Origin of the sequence: Kitasatospora sp. NPDC127121 (genome assembly GCF_042677305.1) — a bacterium.
Classification (GTDB): domain Bacteria; phylum Actinomycetota; class Actinomycetes; order Streptomycetales; family Streptomycetaceae; genus Kitasatospora.
In genome coordinates this window covers 1-24,513 of record NZ_JBHXTQ010000106.1, presented here as the reverse complement: position 1 = coordinate 24,513, position 24,513 = coordinate 1, and the positions used below count along the sequence as shown (strand labels likewise).

Sequence of the window (24,513 nt, the reverse complement as noted above, 5' to 3'; positions counted from 1 at the left end):
GGTCCTCGGTGTCGGCGGCCGGTTCGGGGAAGACCAGGCGGACGTCGCGGTGGCCGTGCGGGTGGTCCAGGCGCAGGACCAGGCCGTGGCGGTCCAGGGCGAGCGGGCGGACCTCCGGGTGCTGGGCGAGCAGGTCCGGGTCGAGCAGCCGGGTGAGGACGGCGAGGGCGTCGGCGTGGTCGTCGGCGAGGTGGGTGAGCATGGCGGCCTCGTAGCGGGCCAGCGGGTCGGGTGCGGCGTGGGCGAGGTCGCCGGCGGTGAGTGCGCCGGTTCCGTACGGGGTGGAGAGGACGGCGTGGGCGACGTCCACGCGCAGGTGGACGCTGAGGCCGTCGTCGGCGAGGTGGGCCAGGTGCAGTCGGCCGGCCAGGGTGAGGCGGGCGCGGATCCGGTCGCGGACGGCGACGGGGGAGATGTCGGTGACGTCCAGGACGACGGCGAGTCCGTCGGTGGCGCGGGCGGCGGCGGTGGCGAGCGGGTCGCCCAGCGGGGCGCGCAGGCGCAGCCGGGAGCCGTGGACGGAGACCGGGGTGTCGAGGTCGTGGTGCTCGCCGCAGGCGCGGACGGTGAGCGAGGAGGTCGCGCTGAGCAGGCTCTGGACCCGCTCGGCGGTGGTGGGTTCGGGCACCTCGGCGTCGCCGGCGGGCAGGCTCATGACGGACCTCCAGTTGGTTAGGTGAGCCTAACCTAATCTCCGCTCGGGGGTGTGGCAAGTGGCGCGGCCAAGGTCGCTGCCGCCGGGGGTAGAAAGCGCTTGCAAGTATCTGCGGATGTCTCGTATTGTCGACGCCGGTAGTTGCATGCGCAACGGTTCTCTCTGGAAAGCGGCCCCTCATGCCCCTCGCGCTCCTGGCGCTGGCGATCAGCGCCTTCGGCATCGGCACCACCGAGTTCGTGATCATGGGCCTGCTGCCCGAGGTCGCCGGCGACTTCTCGGTCGCCATCCCCACCGCCGGTCTGCTGATCTCCGGCTACGCGCTCGGCGTCGTGGTCGGCGGACCGCTGCTCACCATCCTCGGCACCCGTGCCCCCCGCAAGGGCATGCTGCTGACGCTGATGGGCCTGTTCGTGGTGGGCAACCTGATCGCGGCCGTCGCCCCCGCCTTCGGGCTGCTGATGGTCGGGCGGATCGTCAGCGCCTTCGCGCACGGCGCGTTCTTCGGCATCGGCTCGGTCGTCGCCGCCGACCTGGTCGCCCCGCACAAGCGGGCCGGCGCCATCGCCCTGATGTTCACCGGCCTCACCGCCGCCAACGTGCTGGGCGTCCCGATGGGCACCCTGCTCGGCCAGCACTTCGGCTGGCGCTCCACGTTCTACGTCGTCGCCGGGCTCGGCCTGCTCGGCCTCGCCGGAATCGCGGCGCTGGTGCCCGTCCAGCCGCGGACCGGCGCCGCCCGGCTCGGCCCCGAACTGGCCGTCTTCCGGACCCTGCGGCTCTGGCTCGCGCTCGCCATGACCGTGCTCGGCTGGGGCGGCATCTTCGCGATGTTCACCTACATCACGCCGATGATGACCGAACTGGCCGGCTTCGCCCCGAGCAGCGCCACCTGGCTGCTCTTCCTGTTCGGCGTCGGCCTGTTCGTCGGCAACCTGCTGGGCGGCTGGTTCGCCGACCGCGCGCTGATGCGCAGCCTCACCGTGATCCTCGCGGTGCTCGCGGTGCTGCTGTTCGCCTTCACCTTCGCCGCGCACAGCAAGCCGGCCGCGATCGTCCTCATCCCGCTGATCGGGCTGTTCGGCTTCGCGACCGTCGCGCCGCTGCAGAAGCGGGTCATGGACCAGGCGGCGGGCGCGCCGACACTGGCCTCGGCCGCCAACATCGCCGCGTTCAACCTGGGCAACGCGCTCGCCGCCTGGCTCGGCGGACTGGTCATCTCCGGCGGCCTCGGCTACGACGCGCCGAACTGGGTGGGCGGGCTGCTCACCGCGGTCGCCCTCGGGGTGACGGTGTTCGCGGCGGCGCTGGACCGGCGCGGCGCGGCGGGCGAGGGGCGGGTCGTGGCGCGCTCGGGTGCCCCGGCCGAGCAGGGTGCGCCAGTGGGGCGGTGAGCTCCGGCCGAGCAGGGCGTGCCCGCGGGGAGGTGAACGAGGGGGACGGCGCAGGGCCCGGACGCCTGGTGCGCGTCCGGGCCCTTGCGGTGGTCGGGCTGCTCGGCGGTGTTTCAGGCGACGACGGCCTGGGCGTCGATCTCGACCAGCATCGGCTCCTGCGGCAGCTCGACGAAGATCGTGGTGCGGCAGGGCTTCACGCCGCCGGGCTTGATGTTCTCGTCGATGAACTCGGCGTACACCTCGTTCATCAGCGGGAAGTCCGCCCGCTTGGTGAGGTAGACCCGGAACATCACCACGTCCTCGATGGTGGCGCCGCCGGCCTCGACGATCGCCTTGACGTTCTCCAGCGTGCGCCGGGTCTGCGCCTTCACGTCGCCGTGGTACAGGTACTCGCCGGTCGCCGGGTCCTGCGGGCCCTGGCCGGAGACCTGGAGGATCGGGCCCTTGCGGACGCCCTGGGAGAACATCCAGGCGGGGGCGGGGGCGCCGTCGGTGCGGATCTCGGTCTTGCCGTTGGTCGGGTGCTGCTCGCTCATGGGGTTCCTTACGGTCTGACGGTTGATCAGTTGTGGTCCGGGCGACCGCAGTCGGCCGAGATGGCGCGGGTGGTGGCGAGCAGCTGCGGGAGGAGGTCCAGCACCTGCTCGTAGGGGAGGACGACGTCCGGGACGGAGATGGACGCGGCGGCGACGACCCGGCCGCTGGCGTCCCGGATCGGGGCGGCCACGCAGTTGATGAACGCCTCGTGCTCGGCGTGGTCCTGCGCCCAGCCCTGGACGGCGACCTTCTCCAGCTCGGCGAGCAGCGCCTCGGGCGTGCTGAGGGTGCGCGGGGTGTGCGGGGTGAAGTCGATCCCGGCGGCCACCCGGCGGCGTTCGGGCAGCGGCAGGTCGGCGAGCAGCACCTTGGAGACGGCGGCGCTGTGCAGGGCGGCGCGCAGGCCGATCCGGGAGTACATCCTGACCGGGTGCCGGGAGTCGAACTTGTCGATGTAGACGACCTCGCCGCCCTCGTACGCGGCCAGGTGCACGGTCTGGCCGGTGGTGGCGTTCAGCTCGGCCAGGTGCGGGGCGGCGATCCGGCGGACGCCGCGCTGTTCCAGGGCGAGGCCGGAGAGGGCGAACAGGCCGGCGCCCAGGTGGTAGCGGTAGGCGGCGTCACGGTAGACGAACCGTTCCTCCTCCAGGCTCTGGAGCAGTCGGAGCACGGTCGTCTTGTGGACGCCGAGCACCTCGGCCAGCTGGTCGAGGGAGCGTTCGCCCTCGCCGAGTTCGGCGAGCAGGCGCAGGGCGCGGGTGACGGTCTGGCTCATCGTGCTCCGCCGGGGTCGTTCGGGCTCGGGTTGGTGCTCATTGTGCCCGGGCCCGCCGGGTGTCGCGGGACCGGTCCGCGGGGACGGCCGGGCCGGTGATGCCCTCCACCGAGACCCGGGTGGCGGCCCAGTCGGCGGGCGAGGCGTCGAGCAGCGCGGCCACCACGGCGGCGGGCGGCAGTTCGGCCTGGTCGCCGTGGGCGGTCAGCGCGCAGGCGGCGCTCAGGTGGCCGAGCCGCAGCCGGCGGCGCTGGTCCAGGCCGCGGACGGTGCCGGCCAGGTAGCCGGCGGCGAAGGCGTCGCCCGCGCCGGTGGCCTCGACCACCTCGACGGCCAGGGCCGGTTCGCTCACCGACGTGCCGTCCCGCTCCAGGGCGGTGACCAGCCGGGCGGCGTCCTTGACCACCACGGTGGCCGGGGAGGCGAAGCGGCGGCGCAGCGCGACCGGCTCCCCGGTGCCGAACGCGGCCTCGGCCTCGTCGGCGCCGATCAGCAGCAGGTCGGCGGCGTCCAGCAGCGGCGGCAGGACGGCCGGGTCGCGGTCGTGCCAGAGTGCGGGGCGCCAGTTGAGGTCGAAGCTGACGGTCCGCTCCGGGCGGCGGTCGGCGAGCAGGGCGCGCAGCAGCGCCAGGCAGTCGTCGGAGAGCGCGGCGGTGATGCCGGACAGGTGCAGCAGGCGGGCGCCGGACAGCAGCCGGACGGCCGCCGGGTCGGCCAGCAGGGCGGGGGAGAGCGCGGCGGCCGCGGAGCCGCGCCGGTGGTAGTGCAGCTGGCTGCGGCCGGGGCCGAGGTCGTGGTGGTGGCCGGTGGCGCCGCCGACCTCCTTGAGGTACAGGCCGGTGGGGCGGTGCGGGTCGACGGCGACCGCCGAGACGTCCACGCCGCGGGCGGCGACCTCGGCGAGCAGCCGGCGGCCGAAGCCGTCGTCGCCGACCCGGCTGATCCAGGCGGTCGGCACGCCGAGCGCGGCCAGCGCACCGGCCACGTTGGACTCCGCGCCGCCGACCGACAGCCGGAAGTTCTCCACGGCCTCCAGCGGGCCCGGCCGGTCCGGCAGCAGCACCGCCATGGACTCGCCCACGCACACGGCCGTCGGGGAAGGACCGGGGCGGGCCGGGCCCGGGGTGTCCTGTCGCGGCATCTGCTGGGCTCCTCCGTCTGCGGCGGCCGTTCCGTTGACCGTGATCCGGCGCCGATGCTAGAACCGTCATGCCAACATGTGCAACCCTCATTGCACATGTTGCAACACGGCAGATGGAGGAAGACGGTGGAGCAGACCTTCGCAAGCATCGGCACCGGGCCGGGCATCGACGACGGCGCGGTGGCGGCCCTCGCCGACGAGACGCTCGACTGGCGGTTCAAGGCCGCCCCGCCGGAGGCCTGGGGGCACTCCGTCCGCGACTGGCTGGCCACCGGGCCCACCCTCACCGGGCTCGGCACCCCGCTGCTCACCCTGGACGGCGCCGCGCTCGACCACAACCTGCGCACCATGGCCGACTGGTGCGCCAAGGCCGGGGTCGCGCTCGTGCCGCACGGCAAGACCACCATGGCGCCCGCCCTCTGGCAGGCGCAGCTCGCCGCCGGCAGCCACGGCATCACCCTCGCCAACCTGCCGCAGGTGCGCGTCGCCCGGGCCTTCGGAGTCGAGCGGATCCTGCTCGCCAACACCCTGCTCGACCCGGCCGGACTGGCCTGGCTCGCCGCCGAACTGGCCGCCGACCCGGCGTTCGCCTTCGTCTCCTGGGTGGACTCCACCGAGAGCGTCCGGCTGATGGACGAGGCGCTGCGCGCCGCCGGGGCCCAGCGGCCCGTCGAGGTCCTGGTCGAACTCGGCGGACCCGGCGGGCGCACCGGCGCCCGCGGCGCCGACGCGGCCGTCGAGATCGCCGCCGCCGTGCTGCGCGCGCCCACCCTGCGCCTCGCGGGCGTCGGCGGCTACGAGGGCGCGCTCGCCCACGACGCCACCGCCGACGGGCTGGCCACCGTCCGCGGCTACCTCAAGGCGCTCGCCGACCTGCACGGCCGGCTCGCCCGCGCCTACCCGGACGACGCCCGGCCGATCGTGACGGCCGGCGGCAGCGCCTACTTCGACCTGGTCGTCGAGGAACTCGCAGGCCTGCCGGAAGCCCTCGTGGTCCTGCGCTCGGGCGCGTACATCGCCCACGACGACGGCTTCTACCGGGGCATCTCGCCGCTGGTCCGGGGCGCCGGCGCCACGCCGTTCCGCAGCGCGCTGCACGGCTGGGCCCGGGTGGTGTCCCGGCCCGAGCCGCAACTGGCCCTGCTGGACGCCGGCAAGCGCGACCTGCCCTTCGACGAGGGCCTGCCCGAGCCGCAACACGTGCGCGGCGGAGCCGAGTTGACCGGCACTGCGGCCCGGATCACCGCACTCAACGACCAGCACGCCTTCCTGCGCGACGCGGGCGACCTCGCCCCGATCGGCGCGGTGCTGCGACTCGGCGTCTCCCACCCGTGCACGGCCTTCGACAAGTGGACCGCGATCCCGGTGCTCGACTCCGCCGACGCGGCCGAGCCGAAGGTCACCGGGCTGGTCAGGACGTTCTTCTGATGGCGGGCGGCAGAGCGCCCGACACCGTCTTCCGGGGCGCCACCGTCGTCGACGGCACCGGCGCGGACCGTTACCGGGCGGACGTGCGGATCACCGACGGGCTGATCGCCGGGATCGGCCCCGGCCTCGACGCGCCGACGGTGGTGGACGCCGACGGGCTGGTCCTCGCCCCCGGCTTCATCGACATGCACGCCCACTCCGACCTCGCCCTGCTGCTCGAACCCGAGCACCCGGCCAAGGTCACCCAGGGCGTCACCTGCGAGGTCCTCGGCCAGGACGGCCTGTCCTACGCCCCGGTGGACGACACCACCCTGCCCGCGCTGCGCCGCCAACTGGCCGGCTGGAACGGCGATCCGGAGGCCTTCGACTGGGACTGGCGCGGCGTCGCCGGCTACCTGGACCGGATCGACCGCACCGGCGTCGCCGTCAACGCCTGCTACCTCGTCCCGCACGGCTCGCTGCGGATGCTCGCCATGGGCTGGGCCAACCGGCCGCCCACCCCGGCCGAACTCGACCGGATGCGCCAGGAGTTGGCGCAGGGCCTGCTGGACGGCGCGGTCGGCATGTCCAGCGGTCTCAGCTACACCCCCGGGATGTACGCGGACACCGCCGAACTGGTCGAGCTGTGCACCGTGGTCGCGGCCTACGGCGGCTTCCACGCCCCGCACCAACGCTCGTACGGCGCAGGCGCGTTGGAGGGCTACGCGGAAATGGTGGAGATCGCCCGGCGGACCGGCTGCGCGCTGCACCTGACCCACGCCACGATGAACTTCGGCGTCAACCGGGGCCGGGCCGGCGAACTGCTGGAACTGGTCGACCAGGCACTCGCCGACGGCGTCGACCTCACCCTGGACAGCTACCCCTACCTGCCCGGCTCCACCACCCTGGCCGCCCTGCTGCCCAGTTGGGCCACCGAGGGCGGCCCGGAAGCGACCCTCGCCCGGCTCGCCGACCCGGCCGCCCGCGAGCGGATCCGGTACGAGGTGGAGGAGAAGGGCAGCGACGGCTGCCACGGCGTCGTCACCGACTGGGCGACGATCCAGATCTCCGGCGTCCGGACGGCCGAGCTGGCGCGGACGGTCGGCCGGACCGTCGCCGAACTCGCCGCCGAGCAGGGCCGCAGCGGGACGGAGGTCTTCCTCGACCTGCTGCGCCGCGATGAACTGGCCACCACGATCCTCCAGCACGTCGGGCACGAGGAGAACGTCCGGGCGATCATGCGCCACCCGGCGCACACCGTCGGCAGCGACGGGCTGCTGGTCGGCGCCCGGCCGCACCCGCGCGCCTGGGGCACCTTCCCCCGCTACCTCGGCCACTACAGCCGGGAGTTGGGCGTGCTGACGCTGGAGGAGGCCATCGCCCGGATGACCGGCCGGCCCGCCGCCCGGCTCGGGCTGCACCGGCGCGGCCTGATCGCCCCCGGCCACCACGCCGACCTGGTGCTCCTCGACCCCGAGAAGGTCCGGGACGCCGCCACCTTCGAGCACCCCCGGCTGCCCGCCGAGGGCGTCCAGCACGTGTACGTCAACGGCACCGCCGTCGTCCGGCAGGGCCGCACCACGGGCGCCCGGCCCGGGCGTGCCCTGCGCCGCACCGACCGAGGAACCAGATCCCTGTGAATCCCCCCTCCGTGAATCCTCCCTCCGTGGACCCCCTCGCCGACCTGCGGGACGACCCGGTGATCGCCGTGGTCCGCGCGCCCCGCATCCCGGACGCGGCCGCGCTGTGCGCCGCGCTCGCCGACGGCGGCATCAACTGGACCGAATTCACCTACACCACACCGGAGGTGACGACGCACCTGCGGCGTGCCGCGGACGCGGGCTGGCGGGTCGGCGTGGGTACCGTGCTGACCGCCGAGCAGGCCGAGCGCGGGGTCGCGAGCGGGGCGTCCTTCCTGGTCACCCCCGGCTGCCGGCCCGAGGTGGCGCAGGCCGCCCGGGCCGCCGGGGTGCCGGTGGTGCTCGGGGCGCTCACCCCGACCGAGGTGGCCCGGGCGGTGGACCTCGGGGCCGCCGCCGTGAAGATCTTCCCGGCCCGGGCGTTCGGCCCCGGCTACTTCAAGGACCTGCGCGGCCCGTACCCGGACGTCCCGCTGGTGGCCTCCGGCGGGGTGAACGCGGGCAACGCCGCCGACTTCCTGGCGCACGGCGCGCTCGCGGTCTGCGCGGGCACGGACGTGGTGCCGCCGGACGCGGTCGCGGCGGGGGACTGGGCGGAGATCACCCGGCGGGCCCGGGCGTTCACCGCGGCGTGCGCGGTGGCCAGGGCCTGAGGGGCCGGCGGGTGGCGGGGTGCCGGGGCGGCGGTCGGCGGACTGTCGGGGCTGTCGGGACGGCCGTCGGCGGGTAGCAGGGACGGCTGGTCGGTGGGCTGTCGGGACGGCCGGGGATGGGCGAGAATCGTGCTCCCCAGCCCCGGCCCCAGCCCCAGCCCTGGCCCCGGCCCCGGCCCCCGGATCCGGCAGGAGGACCCACCCCCATGACCTCGCCCCGCCCCGGCCCCGACTGGCTGGCCGACGCCGTCCTGTACCAGATCTACCCGCAGAGCTTCGCGGACTCCGACGGCGACGGCATCGGCGACTTCGCCGGCATCGCCGCGCACCTCGACCACCTCGCCTGGCTCGGCGTCGACACCGTCTGGCTCAACCCCTGCTTCGCCTCCCCGTTCCGCGACGCCGGCTACGACGTCGCCGACTACCTCGCCCCGGCCCCGCGCTACGGCGGTACCGAGGACCTGGTCGTGCTGGTCGAGGCCGCCCGCCGCAAGGGCATCCGGATCCTGCTCGACCTGGTCGCCGGCCACACCTCCGACCGCCACCCCTGGTTCCTGGCCGCCGCCGAGGACCCGGCCGACCACCGGTACATCTGGTCCGACCAGCGGGTGGACGGCTTCGTCGCCTCGCCCGGCAGCCGCCCCGGCTGGTACCGGCCGAACTTCTTCGACTGCCAGCCTGCGCTCAACTTCGGCTACGCGCGCCCCAGTTCCGTGGAGCCCTGGCGCCAGCCGGTGGACGCCGAGGGCCCGCGCGCCAACCGGGCGGCCCTGCGCGACGTCATGGCGCACTGGCTCGGCCTCGGCCTGGCCGGCTTCCGGGTCGACATGGCCTCCTCGCTGGTCAAGGACGACCCGGGCCTGGTGGAGACCGCCAAGCTGTGGACCGGGCTGCGGGACTGGCTGGACCGCACCCACCCGCAGGCCGCGCTGTTCGCCGAGTGGGGCGATCCGGCGGCCGCCGTCGCGGCGGGCTTCCACGCGGACTTCTTCCTGCAGTTCGGCGGTGCCGACCGCGGCCTGCCGCTGCGCTCGCTGTGGAACAACGGCGCCGGCACGGTCGAGGAGTTCTGGCAGCAGGGCCCGTGCTACTTCGAGGCCGAGGGGCGAGGCACCCCGCAGGTGTTCCTGGAGGCCTGGCGCGCCGCCGCCGAAGCGACCGAGGGCGTCGGCCACATCGCCCTGCCCACCGCCAACCACGACTTCTCCCGGCTGGCCACCGGCCCGCGCACCGACGAGCAACTGGCCGCCGCCTTCGCGTTCCTGTTCACCTGGCCCACCCTGCCGGCCGTCTACTACGGCGACGAGATCGGCATGCGCTACCTGCCCGGACTGCCCGACGTCGAGGGCAGCGTGCTCGGCCCGCGGTACAACCGGGCCGGCTCGCGGACCCCGATGCAGTGGGAGCCCGGGCCGGCGGCGGGCTTCTCCAGCGCGCCGCCCGAGCGCCTCTACCTGCCCGTCGACCCGGACCCGCGGCGCCCGGACGTGCTCTCGCAGCGGGCCGATCCGACCTCGCTGCTGCACACCGTCCGGCGGCTGATCGCGCTGCGCCGGGCGCATCCGGGGCTGGGCGCCTCCGGCGGGGTGGAGGTCCGCCGCGCGGGGTACCCGCTGGTGTACACCCGGGCCGGACGGTACCTGGTGGCGGTGAACCCGCGCCGGGAGCCGGGGGTGGTGCGGCTGGAGCACGGCGGGGCGCGCCCGCTGGAGGTGCGGGGCGTGCGGGTGGCGGACGGGGAGCTGCGGGCGGACGGCTTCTCGTACGGCGTGTTCGAGCTGTCCTGAGCGTTCGGCGGTGGCCCCCGCTGGGGCGGGCGGCTTTCGATCGGCGTCAGATAGTTGTAAGCTACATCCATAGATGGTTGCATTTACCACCTGATGTGGGTGCACGTGACACCCTTGATGGTTGCATTTGCCACTCATCTCCACTCGACGCCACCGGAGGACGGTACGAACGCCATGAGCACACCCCAGACCCCCGCCGCAGCGCCCGCCCTGGGGCACTCGCTCAAGCACCTCGCCGTCCACCTGATCACCCCGCTGCTGATGTGCCTCGGCATGGCGCTCGCCTACCAGGGCGCCTTCCACCAGCCCGAGCCGCACCACCTGAAGGTCGCCGTGGTCGGCACCACCCCGCAGGCGCAGGGCCTGGCACAGGCGATCCAGGCCAAGGCCGGGGCGGCGGTCGACGTCCGCACCCTGCCCGACCGGGCGACCGCCGAGCAGCAGCTGCGCGACCGCGATCTGGTGGGGGCCTTCCTCCCGGACGCCAGGAGCCCCGAACTGCTCGTCGCCAAGGGGAACTCGGACACCTCGGCGGTGGCCGCCACGGCGGTGTTCAGCAACGTCACCGACCGGCAGGGCGTGCCGCTGCACGTCACCGACCTCACCACCCCGGCCGAGGGCGACCCGACCGGCCAGGGCCTGTTCTTCCTGCTGGTCGCGCTGAGCATCGGCTCCTACGCCAGCGTCGCCGTGATCGGCGCGGCCGGCGCCGGGCTGAGCATGCGGATCCGGGCGCTGGTCGGCGTGGCGGTGTCGCTGGTGGTGAGCGTGATCGGGATCGTCACCGCCGGACCGGTCTTCCATGTGGTCGACCACGAGCTGGCCGCGGTGTGGGCGCTCGGCTGGCTCTACTCGGCGGGCGTCGTCCTGATCGGCATCGGCCTGCACAGCTTCCTGAAGAAGTGGACCACCCTGGCCCTGATGGTGCTGTTCGTGATGCTGAACTTCACCAGCTCCGGCGGCATCTTCCGGCCCGAGCTGCAGAACGGCTTCTTCGGCGCGCTGCACGGCTTCTGGACCGGCGCCGGCTTCCTGGAGGGCGCGCGCAGCATCCTGTACTTCGACGGCGGCGCGGGCCTCGGCGGGCACGTCGTGACCCTGGTGGTCTGGCTGCTGCTGGGCGGGGCTGCGCTGGTGGCCGCCGCGCTCCACGAGGAGCGCGGGCGCCGGGCGGTGGAGAGCCCGGTGGAGGCCGAGGAGGAGATGGCGGAGGCGGTCGCGGTCTGACCGCACCGCACGTGAGTACTCCATCCGGCGCTGAGGGCATCGGCACCGGGTGGGGACCGACGGCCCGCGCCCGGCTCTGGACAAGCCGGGCGCGGGCCGGTTTCGCGGCTCCGGACTCATGGCTCCGGTTTCGTAACTCCGGTTCCGTGACTCCGGGTTCATGACTCCGGGCTCATGGCGCGCCTTCGGGGTGCCCGTCGTCCGGGACGCGGCCGAAGGCGGCGACGGGGATTCCTCCAGGGGTGAGGGTCATCGGGCGTCCCCGGCGGGGGTCGTCGCGTCGCCGGACGGGGCGTCGCTGCGCAGGTGCGGGCGGGCCAGCAGCAGGTAGAGCCCGCCGGCCGCGAGCACCGCCACGGCCGAGAGCAGCACGAGGTAGTCGTCGTACCAGGCGGCGTCCGGGGTGCGGCCCCAGCAGATGTTGACGATCGCGGCGAGCCCGTACACCAGCGCGCCGATGTTCACCGCCAGGCCCCAGCGGCCGAGCCGGAAGTCCCCGCTCGGGCGCCAGCCGCGCAGCCGGGCGCGCAGGGCGGCCAGCACCACCATCTGGAAGGCCAGGTAGATGCCGATGCTGGAGAAGGAGATGATCTTCGTCAGGGCGCCCTCGGAGAGCGCCGAGGCGCCGACGATGATCACGCCCGGCACTGCCGCCGCGAGCAGCAGCGCGTACGGCGGCACCCGCAGGCGGTCCGAGACGGTGGCGAGCAGCCGGCTGCCCACGATCATCCGGTCCCGGGCGAAGGAGTACGCCAGCCGGCTCGCCGCCGCCTGGAGGCTCAGCACGCAGGACAGGAACGAGATCAGCACCACGCCGATCACCACCCGGGCGCCGGTGGCGCCGAACGCGTCGTGCAGCACCGAGGCCACCGGGTCCTTGTCGTCGCCGGAGACCACCGCGCCGATGTCCTGGATCGACATCACCAGCGCCAGGCTGACGCCGATCGCCGCCGCGCCGCCGACGTAGATGGTGCGCCGCATCGACTTGGGGATCTGTCGACCGGGGTTCGGCACCTCCTCGGCGACGTCGCCGCACGCCTCGAAGCCGAAGAAGAGGAAGACCGCGATCAGTCCGGCGGCCAGGAAGGCGTCGGTGTACGAGCCGCCGTCGCCCGCGTCGAAGCGGTCGAAGACCACGCCGAGGCCGTGGTAGCGGTGGGTCAGCAGCAGCCAGGCGCCGACCGCCAGGGCGCCCAGCAGCTCGGCGGCGAAGCCGAACACGGCCGCCGCCGACAGCACCTTGGTGCCGCCCAGGTTGATCACGGTGGCGAGCAGCAGCAGGCCGAGCGCGCACCAGACGGTCGTCGCGGTGCTCGGTTCGACGCCCAGCAGCGCGGCCACGTACGGGCCGGCGCCGTAGGAGACCGCCGCGATGGTGGACATCAGCGCCAGCAGGTACACCCAGCCGGTCAGCCAGCCCCAGGTGCGGCCCCAGAGCCGGCGCGCCCACGGGTACACCCCGCCCGCCACCGGGAACTGGGCGACCACCTCGCTGAACACCAGCGCCACCAGCAATTGGCCGACCCCGGCGATCAGGAAGCTCCACACCATCGGCGGGCCGGCGGTCGCGAGGGAGGAGGCGAAGAGTGTGTACACGCCGACGACCGGGGAGAGGTAGGTGAAGCCGAGGGAGAAGTTCGCCCAGAGGCTCATGTCGCGTTTGAACTCGGAGGTGTAGCCGAGGGCGGCCAGCCGAGCGGCATCGGCATCGGCATCGATGTCGGGGCCCTGAGGGGGGAGGGGGCCGGTCGGGGAGGTGGCACGTGCGCTGGCATCGGTCATGACCTGCTCCTGCTCCTGGGAACGTGGCGTGACGCGTGAGGGCTTACCGGGGGTGGTGCTCGGACCGGGATCGCGGGAAAACATACGAGATCGGGTTTCTAGCGGCAAGGGTGCGTGCCCGACCGGGAGGTACCCTGCCGGGAGCACCCAGTCCGACGGTGATCGAGGAGGGGGCCGGCGTGGCGACGATCGGGAGCACGACCCCGCTGCTCAGCGCCGTCCTCGCGCCATTGACCGACCTCGGCCGCGCCGATGCCGTGGCCCGCCGGATCACCGAGGCGATCGCCCTCGGCCTGGTCGTCGACGGGGACCAACTGCCCAGTGAGAACGACCTCGCCGACCGGCTCGGCGTCGCCAACGGCACCGTCCGCGAGGCGCTCGCCCTGCTCCGCGAGGCCGACCTGATCGAGACCCGGCGCGGCCGCAACGGCGGCAGCTTCGTCCGCACCCCCGGCGAGGGCTCCGAACGCCTCCAACTCGCCCGGCTGCGCGACCTCGCCACCGTCGACCTGCGCGATCTCGGCGACGAGGAACTGGCCGTCTCCGGGACCGCCGCCCGGCTCGCCGCCGAACGCGCCCCCGCCGACCTCGCACCCCGGCTCACCCGGCTGGTGCACGACCTGCGCGACGCCGCCGGGCCCGCGGAACAGCGCCGCGCCGACGCCCGCTTCCACATCGAACTCGCCGTCGCCGCCCAGTCCGTGCGCCTCACCCGGCTCGCCGTCCGGCTCCAGGCCGAACTCGGGCCGCTGCTCTGGCTGCCCGCACCGCACGGCCCCGACCAGGAACGGTTCGCCGAGCAGCACCGGGAGATCCTGGTCGCCGTCCTGGCCGGCGACGCGGCCGGGGCCCGGGCCGCCGCCGAGGTGCACACCGTCGCCTGCGTGCACCACCTGGTGCGGGGGCACCTCCAGCTGACGGGCGACGGCTGACGGCTGACGGACACGGCTGACGGACGACGGCTGACCGGAGGCCCGGATATGACCTGCACTCCTGGATGTATCAGCCCCGTCTTGGCACGGGCGGCCGGGTGAAGCAGCAGTCGCCGCAGACCCCGGCGCCCGGCCCCACCCGGTAGTACAGGCAGCAGCTCGTCCGTCGGAAGGCTGCGCCGCGCGGGCCGGTCCGCAGCGTCCCGGTGCCGGCCAGCGGCGGGCGCGCGAGCAGCTCCGCGACCAACGCCCGTGCGGGGCCCGGCGCGTGGGCGTCCAGGACCCGCAGCGTACCGGCCAGGGCGGAGGCGGCGTTGCCCGTCAGCAGCCGGGCGGAGAGCGGGACGGCGGACCGCACCGCCGCCGCCAGCGGCTCCAACTGGCCTACCAGGACGGCCCCGTACAGCTGGTCGGCGAGCGGGATCGGAGTGGGGAGCGAAGCGGGGAACGGAGCGGGGAGCGGGGGCTCCGGCGGCGTCCAGAGGTCGAGCGGCCCCTGATCCGGGATCCGTACCCAGGCGTGCTCCAGCGTCGGGACCGTGCCCAGCAGGACGGCCGCCCCGAGGCCCACCGACCAGAAGCGGGCGGCCAGTCCGAGGTGCAGGATCGACGCGGCGACCCGGGGCTCGGCGGTGCCGAGCCGCTGCGCCACCACCCGGATCCGCCGGGCCAGCGGCGCGTCCGGCCCGGTGCCGTACAGCTCGGGCAGCGGCCGGAAGCCCGGGGGCGGCCCCGCGCCGGGGGTGGCGGGGGTGTCGAGCGCGAAGTACGGGCCGACGGCGGCGAGTCGGCCGTAGTCGGGGCGGCCGGCGTTCCCGGTGCCGTCGGCGGGGCGGTCGACGGGCATCGGGCGGGCCTCCAGGGCGTTCAGGGCGCTCGGGTGATCGGTGTGATCGGTGCGTTCGGGCGCGCGGAGGAACGGTACCGCGCCGTCGGGGTGGCGGCCGGTGAGCGCGCCACCCCGACGGGCTCGGCCGGGGTCAGCGTCCCCGGCCGCCGCCGCGGGCGCCGCGCGGGCGGGTGAGCGTGAAGCGGTCGACGGGGACGAGGTCTCCGTACGGGCCGCTGACGGAGTAGTAGGTGACATCGATGGTGGTCCGGCCGCCGCGCTCGCCCGGGTCGACCTCGAAGGCGGCGAAGCCGTACGGGTTGTCGGCGTCGCGGAAGGCGGACCAGGGGGCGTCCTCGATCACGTACTGCGGGGGCCGCTTGCCGGTGGCCGGGTCGACGGCGCCGACGCCGGTGATGACGCGGGCCTTGGCGGGCTCGAAGAAGAGGCCGTTGGAGGGGGCGGAGGTGCCGCCGCCGCCGATCACCATGTGAACGGTGCCCCGGGTGGTGTCGATGGTCCGGGTGTCGGTGGCGACCGGGATGGGGGTGCGGGTGTCGGTCTGCTGCTGGCCGCGGATCGGGTGCGAGCGCTCGTAGTGGTGCTCGTGGCCGCAGACCACCAGGTCGACGCCGTACTTGTCGAACAGCGGCACCCAGGTCTCGCGGATGCCGAGGTCGGCGCCGTTGAACTTGTCGGCGGTGGAGATGACGACCTGGTGCATGCAGACCACGATCCAGTCGATCTCGGGGTTCGCGTTGGCGGCGGCCAACTCCCGTTCCAGCCAGCGCTGTTGGGTGCCCCCGGAGTAGCCGTGGACGTAGGAGTCGCCGGCGTCCTGGTAGGCGACGTCGTCGTTGTTGAGGCTGATGACGCGGACCGCGCCGGCGGTGAACGCGTACCAGAGGCCGTGCAGTTCGTCGTCGGAGCCGGACGGGGGGAGGTCGAAGTAGGCCTGGTAGGCGCCGTAGCCGGTCGGGCCGTTGCCGCGCTCGTTCTCGTGGTTGCCGGCGGCGGGCATCCAGGGGCGGTGGCGGGCGGAGCGGCTGTTGTTCTCGAACCAGTCGGACCAGGTGCGGACCCGGTCGGTGGCGAGGTTGGCGTAGCAGAGGTCCCCGTTGACGAGGTGGAACAGCGGGGCGATCCGCTCGACTCCGGCGGTGGTGTCGCCGGCGGCGGGGCTGCCCAGGTTGTCGTTGGCGTAGCCGTTCGCGGTCTTCTTGCCGAGGGTGGGGGTGCCCTGGTCGCCGAAGCTGGTGAAGGTGAAGGCGGCCCGGCCGCGCGGGGCGGTGCGGACGGTGCCGAGCTCCGGGGTGGCGCCGTCGTGGACGGCGGCGTACACGTAGTCCGTGTCGGGGTGCAGGCCGCTCAGCCGGGCGTGGTGGATCTGGACCTCGGTGCCGGACTTGGCGTCCCGGTAGGTGCTGGTGTCGGCCTGCACGCTGCGGCCCAAGCCGCCGTTCGAAGTGCCGTACCGGACACGGGGGTTGCCGACCGAGGCGGTGGTGTGCCAGGAGACCACGACCTCGCGCGAGGCGTCCGAGCCGAACTGGAGGTGCAGCCCGGCGACACGCGGGGCGCCGGAGCGGTCCGGCCGCTCCAGCAGCAGCGGGGAGGCGGCGGCGGGCGTGGCCGCGATGCCGGAGAGGGAGACGGCGCCGCCGAGGCCGAGACCGGTGGCACCGGCCAGGATCCCGCGCCGGCTGACGGGGGGATGTCCACTGGAAGCGTTCATGGCCGCCAGCCTCACCGGGTGTCGGTGAACCGCGCCGGGCCCGTGACGTGAACTTCCCACTCGCCGAGCTCGTGACGTGAACTTCCCACCCACCGGGCCGCATTGGCGGCGGGCGGGGCCGGCGGTCCGGACAGGCGTGGCAGACTGCCTGCCGTGACGAGTACGAACGGTGTGACGAGTGCGAACGGTGAGTGCCCGCGGATCATCCGTACGCTGATCGCGGACGACCAGGAGGGCGTCCGGCGCGGCGTCCGGCGGATCCTGGCGGCGCGGCCGGACATCGAGGTGGTGGGGGAGGCCGCCGACGGGCTGGCCGCGCTGGAACTGGCGGCCGAACTGCGCCCGGACGTCGCACTGGTGGACATCCGGATGCCGCGGATGGACGGACTGGAGCTGACCCGGCGGTTGGCCGGGCCGGGCGTGGCGGAGCCGGTGCGGGTGGTGGTGCTGACCACCTTCGACCTGGACGAGTACGTGTACCCGGCGCTGCGGCACGGTGCGTCCGGGTTCCTGCTGAAGCGCTCGGGGCCGTCGCTGCTCGTCGAGGCGGTGCGGGCGGCGGCGGACGGGGAGAGCCTGATCAGTCCGTCGGTCACGGTACGGCTGCTGCGGCAGGTGACGGCGCCGCGCCGTCCGGAGCCCCGCTCGGCGCCGGTGGTGCCGTTGACCGAGCGGGAGATGGAGATCGCCGGTCACGTGGCGGCGGGCCGGACGAACGCGGACATCGCCGCCGAACTGTTCATCTCGCCGGGCACGGTGAAGACGCACGTCGCGAGCGTCCAGCGCAAGCTCGGGGTGGCGAACCGGGTCGGCATCGCCGTCCACGCCTGGGAGATGGGCTACCCGGTGCCGCAGTGACGGGCGCCGCCGCGACGGGCCCCTGCCGCGACGGACGCGTCCACGGAGCCGAGGGGGCGCTCCGTGGACGCGGGGAACCTACGAGGCGGGGGTGGCCTCCGGACATCGTGTCCTCCGGCCGGCAGTTCGATCGTCGACCGAGGTAGTACCAGTGGCAGACCCTGATCCGTCTCGATCTGTCACCACTGCCTCCTGCGGTCGAACTCCTTCAGCTGCCTCGCAGGTCCACTTCCCATCATGCGCTTCCCACGCCGTGTGCACCAGGGGTCAACCGCCTGAAATCGGATGGATTTCGCAAGTCGGGAAATTTCGGGCGGTGTTACGGCTTCGGCCAGCCGTCGACGAAGGAGAGCGTGCGGTGGTACGGCCCGTCGGGCCCGGTGCTGCGGTAGTCCTCGGTGCTGGTGCCGGTGCGGACGGTGGAGTCGCCGTCGTGGCGGCGGGCGGTGGGGCGCAGGGTGTGGTCGACGGTGGAGCGTTCGGTGACGTGGCCGCCGGTGGCCGCGGTGCTCTCGCGGTGGTAGCCGAGGTCCATGGCGGTCTGCTGGTCGGTGTTGCCGGCGGCGTCGTGGGTGACGCGGTAGGTGACGTCCAGCGGTTCGCCCTCGCGCACGGTGGTGGTGCGGTGCGGGCCGCCGCCCCAGGTGGCGGTGGTGCGGGTGAGGTCGGTGCGGTTGTGCAGGGTCACGTCGTTGCCGCTGTCGCGCAGCTGCTGGGCGGAGCGGAAGGCGAGGTCGTCGCGGACCTCGGTGGTGATCCGGCCGTGCGAGGTCTGGACCCAGCCGCGGGCGAGGTCGTGCCGGCCGGCGGTGACGGTCCAGTCGCCGCTGCCGCCGCCGTGGTCGGTGAGCCGGGTGTCGACGGCGGCCTCGGGGGCGACCCGGTGGTCGGTGAGCTGCCCGGTGGTGCGGGCGGTGCCGTGGTCGACGTCGGCGAAGAGGTTGATCTGGCCGGTCCAGGTGTCGTTGTTCTGTGCCTCGCTGGCGTTCACCGCGATGCCGACGGTGTGCGGGCGGCCGTCGAGCAGCAGTCCGACGTAGGGGGTGAGGTCGAGCCGGTAGGCGGGCAGGTCGAAGGCGAAGACGCCGGGGACGGGCCGCCAGAGCAGTGGGTCCCACCCGCCGGTGTAGATGACGGGGTAGGGCCAGACCGCGCCGGCCGTCCGCCCGTCGACGGTGAGCCGCAGTTCGCGGAACGGGCCCTTGCCGCAGGAGCCGAGGCCGGGGTTGGCGCTGACGAAGGCGTCGGGCGCGGAGGCGTAGGCGAACTCCTCGCAGGCGCCGCCGCCCCGGGTGTAGACCTCGGCGGTGAGGCGTTCGAGGTTCTGCGGGAAGGTGAGCTCGCGGGTGGCGGCGGGTGCGGCCTGGGTGAGCGCGAACGGCCCGGTGGTGAGCAGGCGGTCGGCGGCGTGGGCGGCGGGCCGGCGGTCGTTCGCGGTGTAGAAGGTGACACTGGCGCTGATGGTGAAGACGCCGGTGTAGGTGGCGTCGGTGACGTTGGCGAGGTCGAGGGAGAACGGCTGCGGTCCGGCGGCGAACAGCGGGGCGTAGCGGGTGAGATCGCGCTCCAGCTTCCATTCGATGCCGTCCTTGGACGGCTCGGGGGTGGAGGAGAGCAGCACCTGGACGCCGCCGACGCGGGCGCTGAAGATGCGGTCGAACTGCCGCCCGGCGACCTGCCCGTGGAGGTCCAGGACCACCGCCGACCAGGGCCCGGCGCAGTCGGCGGGCGGGGTGAGGGTGGTGGTGTACGGGGTGTCGGGCGGGTTGCCGTAGCCGTTGCGGAACTGCTGGTCGTGCATCACCTCGACGGTGCAGGAGCGGGTGTCGGGGCGGGTGAGCGGCCGGGTGGCGGTGACCGGGTCGTGGTAGTCGGTGCCGAAGTCGGCGTGGGCGGGGGCGGCGGCGGTGAGGGTGCCGGCGAGGGTCAGGGCGGCGGCGCCGAGGAGGCGGGCGGCGCGGCGAAGCAGCGGGCGGACGGCCAAGGCTGGTCCCCAGGGGTCGGGCGGCCGGCGGGCGCTGCCGCGGGCCGGGTGGGCGGTCCGGGCATCCTTTCGGCGGTGGCATGCCAGCGTCAAGGATTCGCCGGGGGTGCTTCGGGTACCCGGCGTGACCCGTCACGAGTGGCTGGGTCCGGTCCGGCCGATCCGGGCCCGGCGAGATCGGCCCGGCAAGGGCCTAGTCGACCTCCAGGGCCGCGGCCTCCTGCCGGATCAGGTCGCGCAGGGTGGCCAGCCGGGGCCGGCGGTCGTCCAGCCGCCACTGCATCTCCAGCGGCAGGGTGGCCCGGCCGTCCAGCCGGACGGTGGCCACGTCCTCGGTGAGGTGGCCGGTCATCGAGCCGGGCACCAGCGAGAACGCGCGGTTGCGGGCGAGCAGGTAGAGCCGGGAGCCGACGATCCGCGGCGGGCTGACCAGCACCGGCGGGTCGACGCCGTGGTCCGCGCACAGGCCGAGCACGTGGTCGTAGTAGCGCGGGTGCTGCTCGCGCGGCCACAGCAGCAGCGGCAGGTCGCGCAGTTCGCCGAGGCGCACGCTCGTCCGACCGGCCAGCGGGTGGTCCCGGCCGAGGGCGACCCGTACCGGCTCGTCGGCGATCCGCTCCAGTCGGTAGCCGGCCACCTCGTCGAGGAAGCGGCCGAGGCCGATGTCGGCGAGTTCGGCGGCCAGTGCGGTGGAGACCTGGCCGGTGTCGACGGCGACCTCGGCGGTGGTGAGTGCGGGCAGCTCCTGTTCGGCGCGGCTGACCACGGCGGGCAGCAGCCGGTTCACCACGCTGGGGGAGGCCACGATCCGGGCCGTCCCCAGCCGGGACTCCTCGTGCAGCCGTACCCGGGCCAGCAGCGTCTGGGCCTGCCCGAGCAGCCGGGCGCTCTCGGCGGCCATCACCTCGCCGGCCTCGGTCAGCGCCACCGAGCGGCGGCTGCGGTCGAAGAGCTCGACACCGACGGTCCGCTCCAGCCGGGCGACCTCCTGGCTGACCGTCGGCTGGGAGATGTGCAGCCGTTCGGCGGCCCGTCCGAAGTGCAGTGTCTCGGCGACGGTGAGGAAGACCTCAAGTTGACGCAAGGTGAAGCCCATGGCCCAAGCCTAAGCTAACTCATAGGCCAGAGCCTATGGAAAGCCCCAGGACTCATTCTGGATTCCGATGCGAACCGTCCATACGCTGAGCGACACGTTGCCCCACCGCAGTGGCATCTCACAGAGAGATCCGACCATGACCGGACTGCCCCCCAGCACCCCCGAAGCCGCCGGCTCCGCGCCGGCCACCCGTTCCGCGCGGGCCATCCACGTCTCCGAGGAGGTCGCGCAGGCCGTGGCCGACGGCCGGCCCGTGGTCGCGCTGGAGTCGACCATCTTCACCCACGGCCTGCCGCGCCCCCGCAACCTGGCCGTCGCGCTGGAGGCCGAGCGGCAGCTGCGCGAGGCGGGCGTCGTCCCGGCGACCATCGGCGTGCACGCGGGCGTACCCACGGTCGGTCTGAGCACCGAGCAGATCACCGAACTGTCCGCGACGGACGGCCTGGACAAGGTGAGCCTGCGCGACCTGCCGGTGGTCGCCGCGCTCGGCCGCCACGGCGGCACCACCGTCGCCGCCACCGCCTTCCTCGCCCACCGGGCGGGCATCCGGGTGTTCTCCACCGGCGGCCTCGGCGGCGTCCACTTCGGCGCCTCCGAGAGCTTCGACGAGTCGGCCGACATGACCACCCTGGCCGCCACGCCGGTCACCGTGATCAGCGCGGGCGTGAAGTCGATCCTCGACATCCGGGCCACCCTGGAGCGCTTCGAGACCTTCAACATCCCGGTCATCGGCTACCGCACCCGCAAGTACCCCGGCTTCTACGTCACCGACTCCGGCCACGAGATCAACTTCAGCGTCGAGTCGCCCGAGGAGGCCGCGCGGCTCATCGAGGCCCGCGACCGCCTCGCCCTGCCGCAGGCCGTCCTGATCGCCAACCCGGTGGACCCCGCCAAGCAGCTGCCGCCGGAGGAGCTCGACGGCATCCTGGAGCGCGCCTGGGCCGAGGCCGAGCGCCAGGGCGTCACCGGCAACGCCTCCACGCCGTTCCTGCTCGACCACATCCAGCGCGACACCCAGGGCCGCAGCCTGGAGGTCAACGTCGAGGTCTACCGGGGCAACGTCCGGCTCGGCGGCCAGATCGCGACCGCGCTGGCGGCCGCCGCCCGCAGCGGGGCCTGACCCGTGCTGGGGGTGCTCGGCGACCTCGTCGAGGACATCGTCGTCTGGGTCGACGGCCCGCTGCGGCACGGCACCGACTCCAGCGCCCAGGTCTTCCGGCGGCGCGGCGGCAGCGCGGCGAACGTCGCGAGCTTCGCCGCCGGTCAGTACCCGGCCCGGTTCATCGGCTGCGTCGGCGCCGACCCGGTCGGGGACGGCATCGTCGCCGAACTGACCGGGCACGGCGTGGACGTACGGGTCGCCCGGCGCGGCCAGACCGGCAGCATCGTGGTCCTGATCGACCAGGCCGGCGAACGGACCATGCTGCCCGACCGCGGCGCGGCCAAGCTGCTGGACCGGGTGCCGGACGAGTGGCTGGCCGGCCTGACCCACCTGCACGTGCCCGCCTACTCCTTCGACGGCGATCCGGTCGGCCGCTCCGCGGTGGACGCGCTGGTGCGGGTCCGGCGGGCGGGCGGTACCACCTCGGTGGACGCCTCCTCGACCGGCATGCTGGAGCAGTACGGGCGGGAGCGCTTCCTCGCCCTGCTGGCCGAGTTGGCGCCGACCTTCGTGTTCGCCAACCGGTCCGAGGCGGAGTACCTGGGCCTGCTGGTGGGCGGGCTGCCGGGGCCGGAGCGGGCCCGGCTGGCGGCCACCACCGTGGTCACCAAGGCCGGCGCCCAGGCGACCACCGTCGACGTGCCCGGGGACGCGCCGTTCACGGTGCCCGTGCCGCCGGTGAGCGAGGTGCGCGACCTCACCGGCGCCGGGGACGCCTTCGCGGCGGGATTCCTGGCCGGCTTCCTGGAGACCGGCGACCTGCACCTGGCCGCCGGCCTCGGGCACCGCAGCGCGGCCCGGGTGCTGGCCACGCCGGGGGCCTCGTTCGCGGAGCGGTGACCTCGTTCGCGGAGCGGTGGCCTCGGGGGCGGCGTCGGGCGGGCTCGGGGCGGTGTCGGGGCGGCGTTGAGGCTGCGTCGGGGCTGCGTCGAGCTGACCGTGCGGCGGGCGGCCCCGTGGGTGGGGGCCGCCCGCCGGGGTGCCCGGCGGCTCGCTCAGCGCAGTGCGTCCTTGCGGAGGAAACGTTTCAGCCGCTGCCAGGGCCAGGTGTTGATCACGTCCTCGGCGGTGAGCCAGCCGCGCTGCGCCGTACCGATGCCGAAGCGCGGGTAGGCGAGCTGCCCGGTGGCGTGGGCGTCGCTGTCGATCGCGAAGCGGACGCCGTGCCGCTTCGCCCGCAGGACGTCCTCGTCGCGCAGGTCGAGCCGCTGCGGGGAACTGTTGATCTCGATCGCGGTGCCGGTGCGCGCGGCGGCCGCGAACACCGCGTCCAGGTCGACGTCGATCGGGCCGCGGCGGCCGATCCTCCGGGTGGTGAGGTGGCCGATGACGTGCACGTGCGGATTCTCGCAGGCGCGGATCAGCCGGCGGGTCTGGGCGGCCCGGTCGGCGGTGAAGTGCGAGTGCACGGAGGCCACGCAGACGTCGAAGCCGGCCAGGAACCCGGGCGGCCAGTCCACCCCGCCGTCCGGGCCGATGTTCAGCTCGGTGCCGTGCAGGAGGCGCAGCTTCCGGTGGCGGTCGGCGAGTCGGCGCAGCCGCTCGCGCTGGGCGAGCATCTTCTCGTCCGTCATCCGCTGCATCACCAGGTCCGGCGCGTGGTCGGTGACGGCGTAGTAGGAGTAGCCGCGGGCGGCCGCGGTGTCGATCATCTCTTCCAGGGTGGCCAGGCCGTCGGTCAGGTCGGTGTGCGTGTGCAGGTCGCCGCGCAGGTCCGACTCCTGGACCAGATCAGGGAGTTCACCGCGCAGGGCGGCCTCGATCTCGCCCCGGTCCTCGCGCAGCGGCGGCGCGATCCACGGCAGGCCGAGCGCCGCGTACACCTCGTCCTCGGTCGCGGACGCCACCTTGGCGCCGTCCTCTTTCTCGCCGTCCTCTCCTTCGCGGCCCTCTCCTTCGGCGGTGGTCCGGAACAGGCCGTACTCCGAGAGCTTCAGCCCGGCCCGGACGGCCATCGTGCGCAGCCTGATGTTGTGCGCCTTCGATCCGGTGAAGTAGACGAGCGCCGCGCCCCAGTCCTCCTCCGGGACGACCCGCAGGTCCACCTGCACGCCCCCGGTGGTGCGCACCGAGGTCTTGGTCGGACCGCTCGCGATCACCTCGGCCACGTACGGGAGTCCGGTGAGCGCGGCCATCAGCGGGGCGGAGTCGGCGGCGGTCGCCAGCACGTCGACGTCGCCGACCGTCTCGCGCATCCGGCGCAGCGACCCCGCGTACGCGCAGCGGGTGCAGCCGGGCACGGCGGACAGTGCGGCGACGAGCTGCTCGGCCAGTTCGGTGGCCGCGTCGAGCAGCGTGCGGCCGCCGGAGCGCCGCAGCAACTCGATGCCGTGCAGGATCTTCTCGCCGCTGCGCTCGCCGAAGCCCGCCACGCCGGACAGCCGGTCGGAGCGGACCGCCTCGGCCAGGTCGTCGACGGAGGAGATGCCCAGGTCGCGGTGGAGGGCGAGGGCGCGCTTGGGGCCGACGCCGGGTACGGCCGTCATCTCCCGGACCCCGGACGGGACTTCGGCGCGCAGGGCCTCCAGGGCGGCGATCCGCCCGGTGGCGAGGTACTCGGCGACCTTCTCGGCGGTGGACTTCCCGACGCCGGGGATCTGCTGCAAGCCCTTGACGTCCAGGCCGGCGACGTCCTCGGAGTGGCCGCCCACCGCGCGGGCGGCCTTCTCGTAGGCCCGCGCCCGGAAGGCGTCCCCGCCGGTGATGTTGATCAGGTCGGCGTACTCCTGGAGCAGCTCCCGCACCTGGTCGTTGAGCCGGGGCATGGGGCCAGTCTAGGGCGGCTCCTCGGGCTCCGGCCTGGGCGGCGGCCCTCCGGGCGGGCGAAGGGAGTTCGTGAGGCCCGGCCCGGGGCCGGCGGCGCCGCGTCGCGGGCCCGGGGCGGCGCTGCGTCGCGGGCCCGGGGCGGCGCTGCGT

At 74.3% G+C, this 24,513-nt stretch carries 20 protein-coding genes; 10 read left to right on the top strand and 10 right to left on the bottom strand.

What is annotated here, in order from left to right; translation table 11 throughout:
• Positions 1-655, bottom strand: a 655-nt coding sequence (locus ACFVHI_RS33900) for a DUF2470 domain-containing protein (RefSeq protein ID WP_380345707.1), incomplete at its 3' end; no start/stop codon positions are given.
• 179 nt (positions 656-834) lie between these two features.
• Between ACFVHI_RS33900 and ACFVHI_RS33895 the strand changes: the two genes are divergently transcribed.
• Entirely contained in the window at positions 835-2,049 is a 1,215-nt protein-coding gene (locus ACFVHI_RS33895; protein ID WP_380345705.1) for an MFS transporter, read from the top strand.
• A 113-nt stretch (positions 2,050-2,162) separates the two neighbouring features.
• On the opposite strand, the gene ACFVHI_RS33890 is transcribed toward ACFVHI_RS33895, so the two are convergent.
• From ACFVHI_RS33890 to ACFVHI_RS33880, 3 genes are read right to left on the bottom strand one after another with little or no spacing between them, the layout of a single operon-like run.
• Entirely contained in the window at positions 2,163-2,588 is a 426-nt protein-coding gene (locus tag ACFVHI_RS33890; protein ID WP_363371065.1) for a RidA family protein, read from the bottom strand.
• A gap of 26 nt (positions 2,589-2,614) precedes the next feature.
• A complete protein-coding gene (locus ACFVHI_RS33885) occupies positions 2,615-3,364 on the bottom strand; it encodes an IclR family transcriptional regulator (RefSeq protein ID WP_063350228.1) in 750 nt (249 codons plus the stop codon).
• Between the two features lie 37 nt (positions 3,365-3,401).
• Positions 3,402-4,505, bottom strand: coding sequence for a sugar kinase (locus ACFVHI_RS33880; protein WP_380345702.1), 1,104 nt, complete (start codon positions 4,503-4,505; stop codon positions 3,402-3,404).
• Positions 4,506-4,631: 126 nt separating this feature from the next.
• On the opposite strand from ACFVHI_RS33880, the gene ACFVHI_RS33875 reads away from it, so the two are divergent.
• The 5 genes from ACFVHI_RS33875 to ACFVHI_RS33855 all read left to right on the top strand — a co-directional run bounded on the left by ACFVHI_RS33875 (position 4,632) and on the right by ACFVHI_RS33855 (position 11,219).
• The gene (locus ACFVHI_RS33875) at positions 4,632-5,933 is read left to right on the top strand and encodes an amino acid deaminase (protein WP_380345701.1); all 1,302 of its coding nucleotides are present in this window, start codon (positions 4,632-4,634) and stop codon (positions 5,931-5,933) included.
• Positions 5,933-7,552, top strand: a complete 1,620-nt coding sequence (locus ACFVHI_RS33870) for an amidohydrolase family protein (RefSeq protein ID WP_380345699.1) — start codon at positions 5,933-5,935, stop codon at positions 7,550-7,552. Before ACFVHI_RS33875 ends, ACFVHI_RS33870 begins: the two co-directional genes overlap by 1 nt.
• Positions 7,553-7,578: 26 nt before the next feature.
• Complete coding sequence (locus tag ACFVHI_RS33865) at positions 7,579-8,205, top strand: bifunctional 4-hydroxy-2-oxoglutarate aldolase/2-dehydro-3-deoxy-phosphogluconate aldolase (RefSeq protein ID WP_380345697.1); 627 nt, start codon at positions 7,579-7,581, stop codon at positions 8,203-8,205.
• Positions 8,206-8,411: 206 nt separating this feature from the next.
• On the top strand, positions 8,412-9,992 hold the full coding sequence (locus ACFVHI_RS33860; protein WP_380345695.1) for an alpha-amylase family glycosyl hydrolase: 1,581 nt from the start codon (positions 8,412-8,414) through the stop codon (positions 9,990-9,992).
• Positions 9,993-10,166: 174 nt separating this feature from the next.
• The gene (locus ACFVHI_RS33855) at positions 10,167-11,219 is read left to right on the top strand and encodes a hypothetical protein (RefSeq protein WP_380345693.1); all 1,053 of its coding nucleotides are present in this window, start codon (positions 10,167-10,169) and stop codon (positions 11,217-11,219) included.
• Positions 11,220-11,468: 249 nt separating this feature from the next.
• Here ACFVHI_RS33855 and ACFVHI_RS33850 read toward each other — a convergent pair whose 3' ends face one another.
• Complete coding sequence (locus tag ACFVHI_RS33850; RefSeq protein WP_380345691.1) at positions 11,469-13,001, bottom strand: APC family permease; 1,533 nt, start codon at positions 12,999-13,001, stop codon at positions 11,469-11,471.
• A 179-nt stretch (positions 13,002-13,180) separates the two neighbouring features.
• On the opposite strand from ACFVHI_RS33850, the gene ACFVHI_RS33845 reads away from it, so the two are divergent.
• Positions 13,181-13,933: a FadR/GntR family transcriptional regulator gene (locus ACFVHI_RS33845; protein WP_380345689.1), complete on the top strand. Its 753-nt coding sequence runs from the start codon at positions 13,181-13,183 to the stop codon at positions 13,931-13,933.
• Positions 13,934-14,003: 70 nt separating this feature from the next.
• Here ACFVHI_RS33845 and ACFVHI_RS33840 read toward each other — a convergent pair whose 3' ends face one another.
• Both ACFVHI_RS33840 and ACFVHI_RS33835 read right to left on the bottom strand, forming a co-directional pair.
• A complete protein-coding gene (locus ACFVHI_RS33840; RefSeq protein WP_380345687.1) occupies positions 14,004-14,780 on the bottom strand; it encodes a (2Fe-2S)-binding protein in 777 nt (258 codons plus the stop codon).
• A 133-nt stretch (positions 14,781-14,913) separates the two neighbouring features.
• Positions 14,914-16,497 (bottom strand): purple acid phosphatase family protein, encoded by a 1,584-nt coding sequence (locus ACFVHI_RS33835; RefSeq protein WP_380345685.1) that lies wholly within the window; start codon positions 16,495-16,497, stop codon positions 14,914-14,916.
• A gap of 153 nt (positions 16,498-16,650) precedes the next feature.
• On the opposite strand from ACFVHI_RS33835, the gene ACFVHI_RS33830 reads away from it, so the two are divergent.
• Positions 16,651-17,355, top strand: coding sequence for a response regulator (locus ACFVHI_RS33830; RefSeq protein ID WP_380345683.1), 705 nt, complete (start codon positions 16,651-16,653; stop codon positions 17,353-17,355).
• A gap of 319 nt (positions 17,356-17,674) precedes the next feature.
• On the opposite strand, the gene ACFVHI_RS33825 is transcribed toward ACFVHI_RS33830, so the two are convergent.
• Positions 17,675-19,339, bottom strand: a complete 1,665-nt coding sequence (locus tag ACFVHI_RS33825) for a peptide-N4-asparagine amidase (RefSeq protein WP_380345681.1) — start codon at positions 19,337-19,339, stop codon at positions 17,675-17,677.
• 193 nt (positions 19,340-19,532) lie between these two features.
• Positions 19,533-20,435 carry a LysR family transcriptional regulator gene (locus ACFVHI_RS33820; RefSeq protein WP_063350236.1) on the bottom strand — a complete coding sequence of 301 codons (903 nt, stop codon included), beginning with the start codon at positions 20,433-20,435 and terminating at the stop codon, positions 19,533-19,535.
• A 136-nt stretch (positions 20,436-20,571) separates the two neighbouring features.
• On the opposite strand from ACFVHI_RS33820, the gene ACFVHI_RS33815 reads away from it, so the two are divergent.
• On the top strand, positions 20,572-21,555 hold the full coding sequence (locus ACFVHI_RS33815; protein WP_380345679.1) for a pseudouridine-5'-phosphate glycosidase: 984 nt from the start codon (positions 20,572-20,574) through the stop codon (positions 21,553-21,555).
• 3 nt (positions 21,556-21,558) lie between these two features.
• Positions 21,559-22,437 carry a carbohydrate kinase family protein gene (locus ACFVHI_RS33810; RefSeq protein ID WP_063350237.1) on the top strand — a complete coding sequence of 293 codons (879 nt, stop codon included), beginning with the start codon at positions 21,559-21,561 and terminating at the stop codon, positions 22,435-22,437.
• 155 nt (positions 22,438-22,592) lie between these two features.
• Here the strand turns inward: ACFVHI_RS33810 and polX are convergent, their stop codons facing one another.
• Positions 22,593-24,362 (bottom strand): DNA polymerase/3'-5' exonuclease PolX, encoded by a 1,770-nt coding sequence (polX, locus tag ACFVHI_RS33805; protein WP_380345676.1) that lies wholly within the window; start codon positions 24,360-24,362, stop codon positions 22,593-22,595.
• Positions 24,363-24,513: the final 151 nt, after the last annotated feature.

Excerpts from the sequence above, each read along its gene's own strand:
- ACFVHI_RS33850 (WP_380345691.1), bottom strand. The coding sequence starts at position 13,001 with ATGACCGATGCCAGCGCACGTGCCACCTCCCCGACCGGCCCCCTCCCC.
- ACFVHI_RS33855 (WP_380345693.1), top strand. The coding sequence starts at position 10,167 with ATGAGCACACCCCAGACCCCCGCCGCAGCGCCCGCCCTGGGGCACTCG.
- ACFVHI_RS33840 (WP_380345687.1), bottom strand. The coding sequence starts at position 14,780 with ATGCCCGTCGACCGCCCCGCCGACGGCACCGGGAACGCCGGCCGCCCC.
- ACFVHI_RS33890 (WP_363371065.1), bottom strand. The coding sequence starts at position 2,588 with ATGAGCGAGCAGCACCCGACCAACGGCAAGACCGAGATCCGCACCGAC.
- ACFVHI_RS33815 (WP_380345679.1), top strand. The coding sequence starts at position 20,572 with ATGACCGGACTGCCCCCCAGCACCCCCGAAGCCGCCGGCTCCGCGCCG.
- ACFVHI_RS33860 (WP_380345695.1), top strand. The coding sequence starts at position 8,412 with ATGACCTCGCCCCGCCCCGGCCCCGACTGGCTGGCCGACGCCGTCCTG.
- ACFVHI_RS33885 (WP_063350228.1), bottom strand. The coding sequence starts at position 3,364 with ATGAGCCAGACCGTCACCCGCGCCCTGCGCCTGCTCGCCGAACTCGGC.
- ACFVHI_RS33895 (WP_380345705.1), top strand. The coding sequence starts at position 835 with ATGCCCCTCGCGCTCCTGGCGCTGGCGATCAGCGCCTTCGGCATCGGC.
- ACFVHI_RS33835 (WP_380345685.1), bottom strand. The coding sequence starts at position 16,497 with ATGAACGCTTCCAGTGGACATCCCCCCGTCAGCCGGCGCGGGATCCTG.
- ACFVHI_RS33820 (WP_063350236.1), bottom strand. The coding sequence starts at position 20,435 with ATGGGCTTCACCTTGCGTCAACTTGAGGTCTTCCTCACCGTCGCCGAG.
- ACFVHI_RS33870 (WP_380345699.1), top strand. The coding sequence starts at position 5,933 with ATGGCGGGCGGCAGAGCGCCCGACACCGTCTTCCGGGGCGCCACCGTC.
- polX (WP_380345676.1), bottom strand. The coding sequence starts at position 24,362 with ATGCCCCGGCTCAACGACCAGGTGCGGGAGCTGCTCCAGGAGTACGCC.
- ACFVHI_RS33880 (WP_380345702.1), bottom strand. The coding sequence starts at position 4,505 with ATGCCGCGACAGGACACCCCGGGCCCGGCCCGCCCCGGTCCTTCCCCG.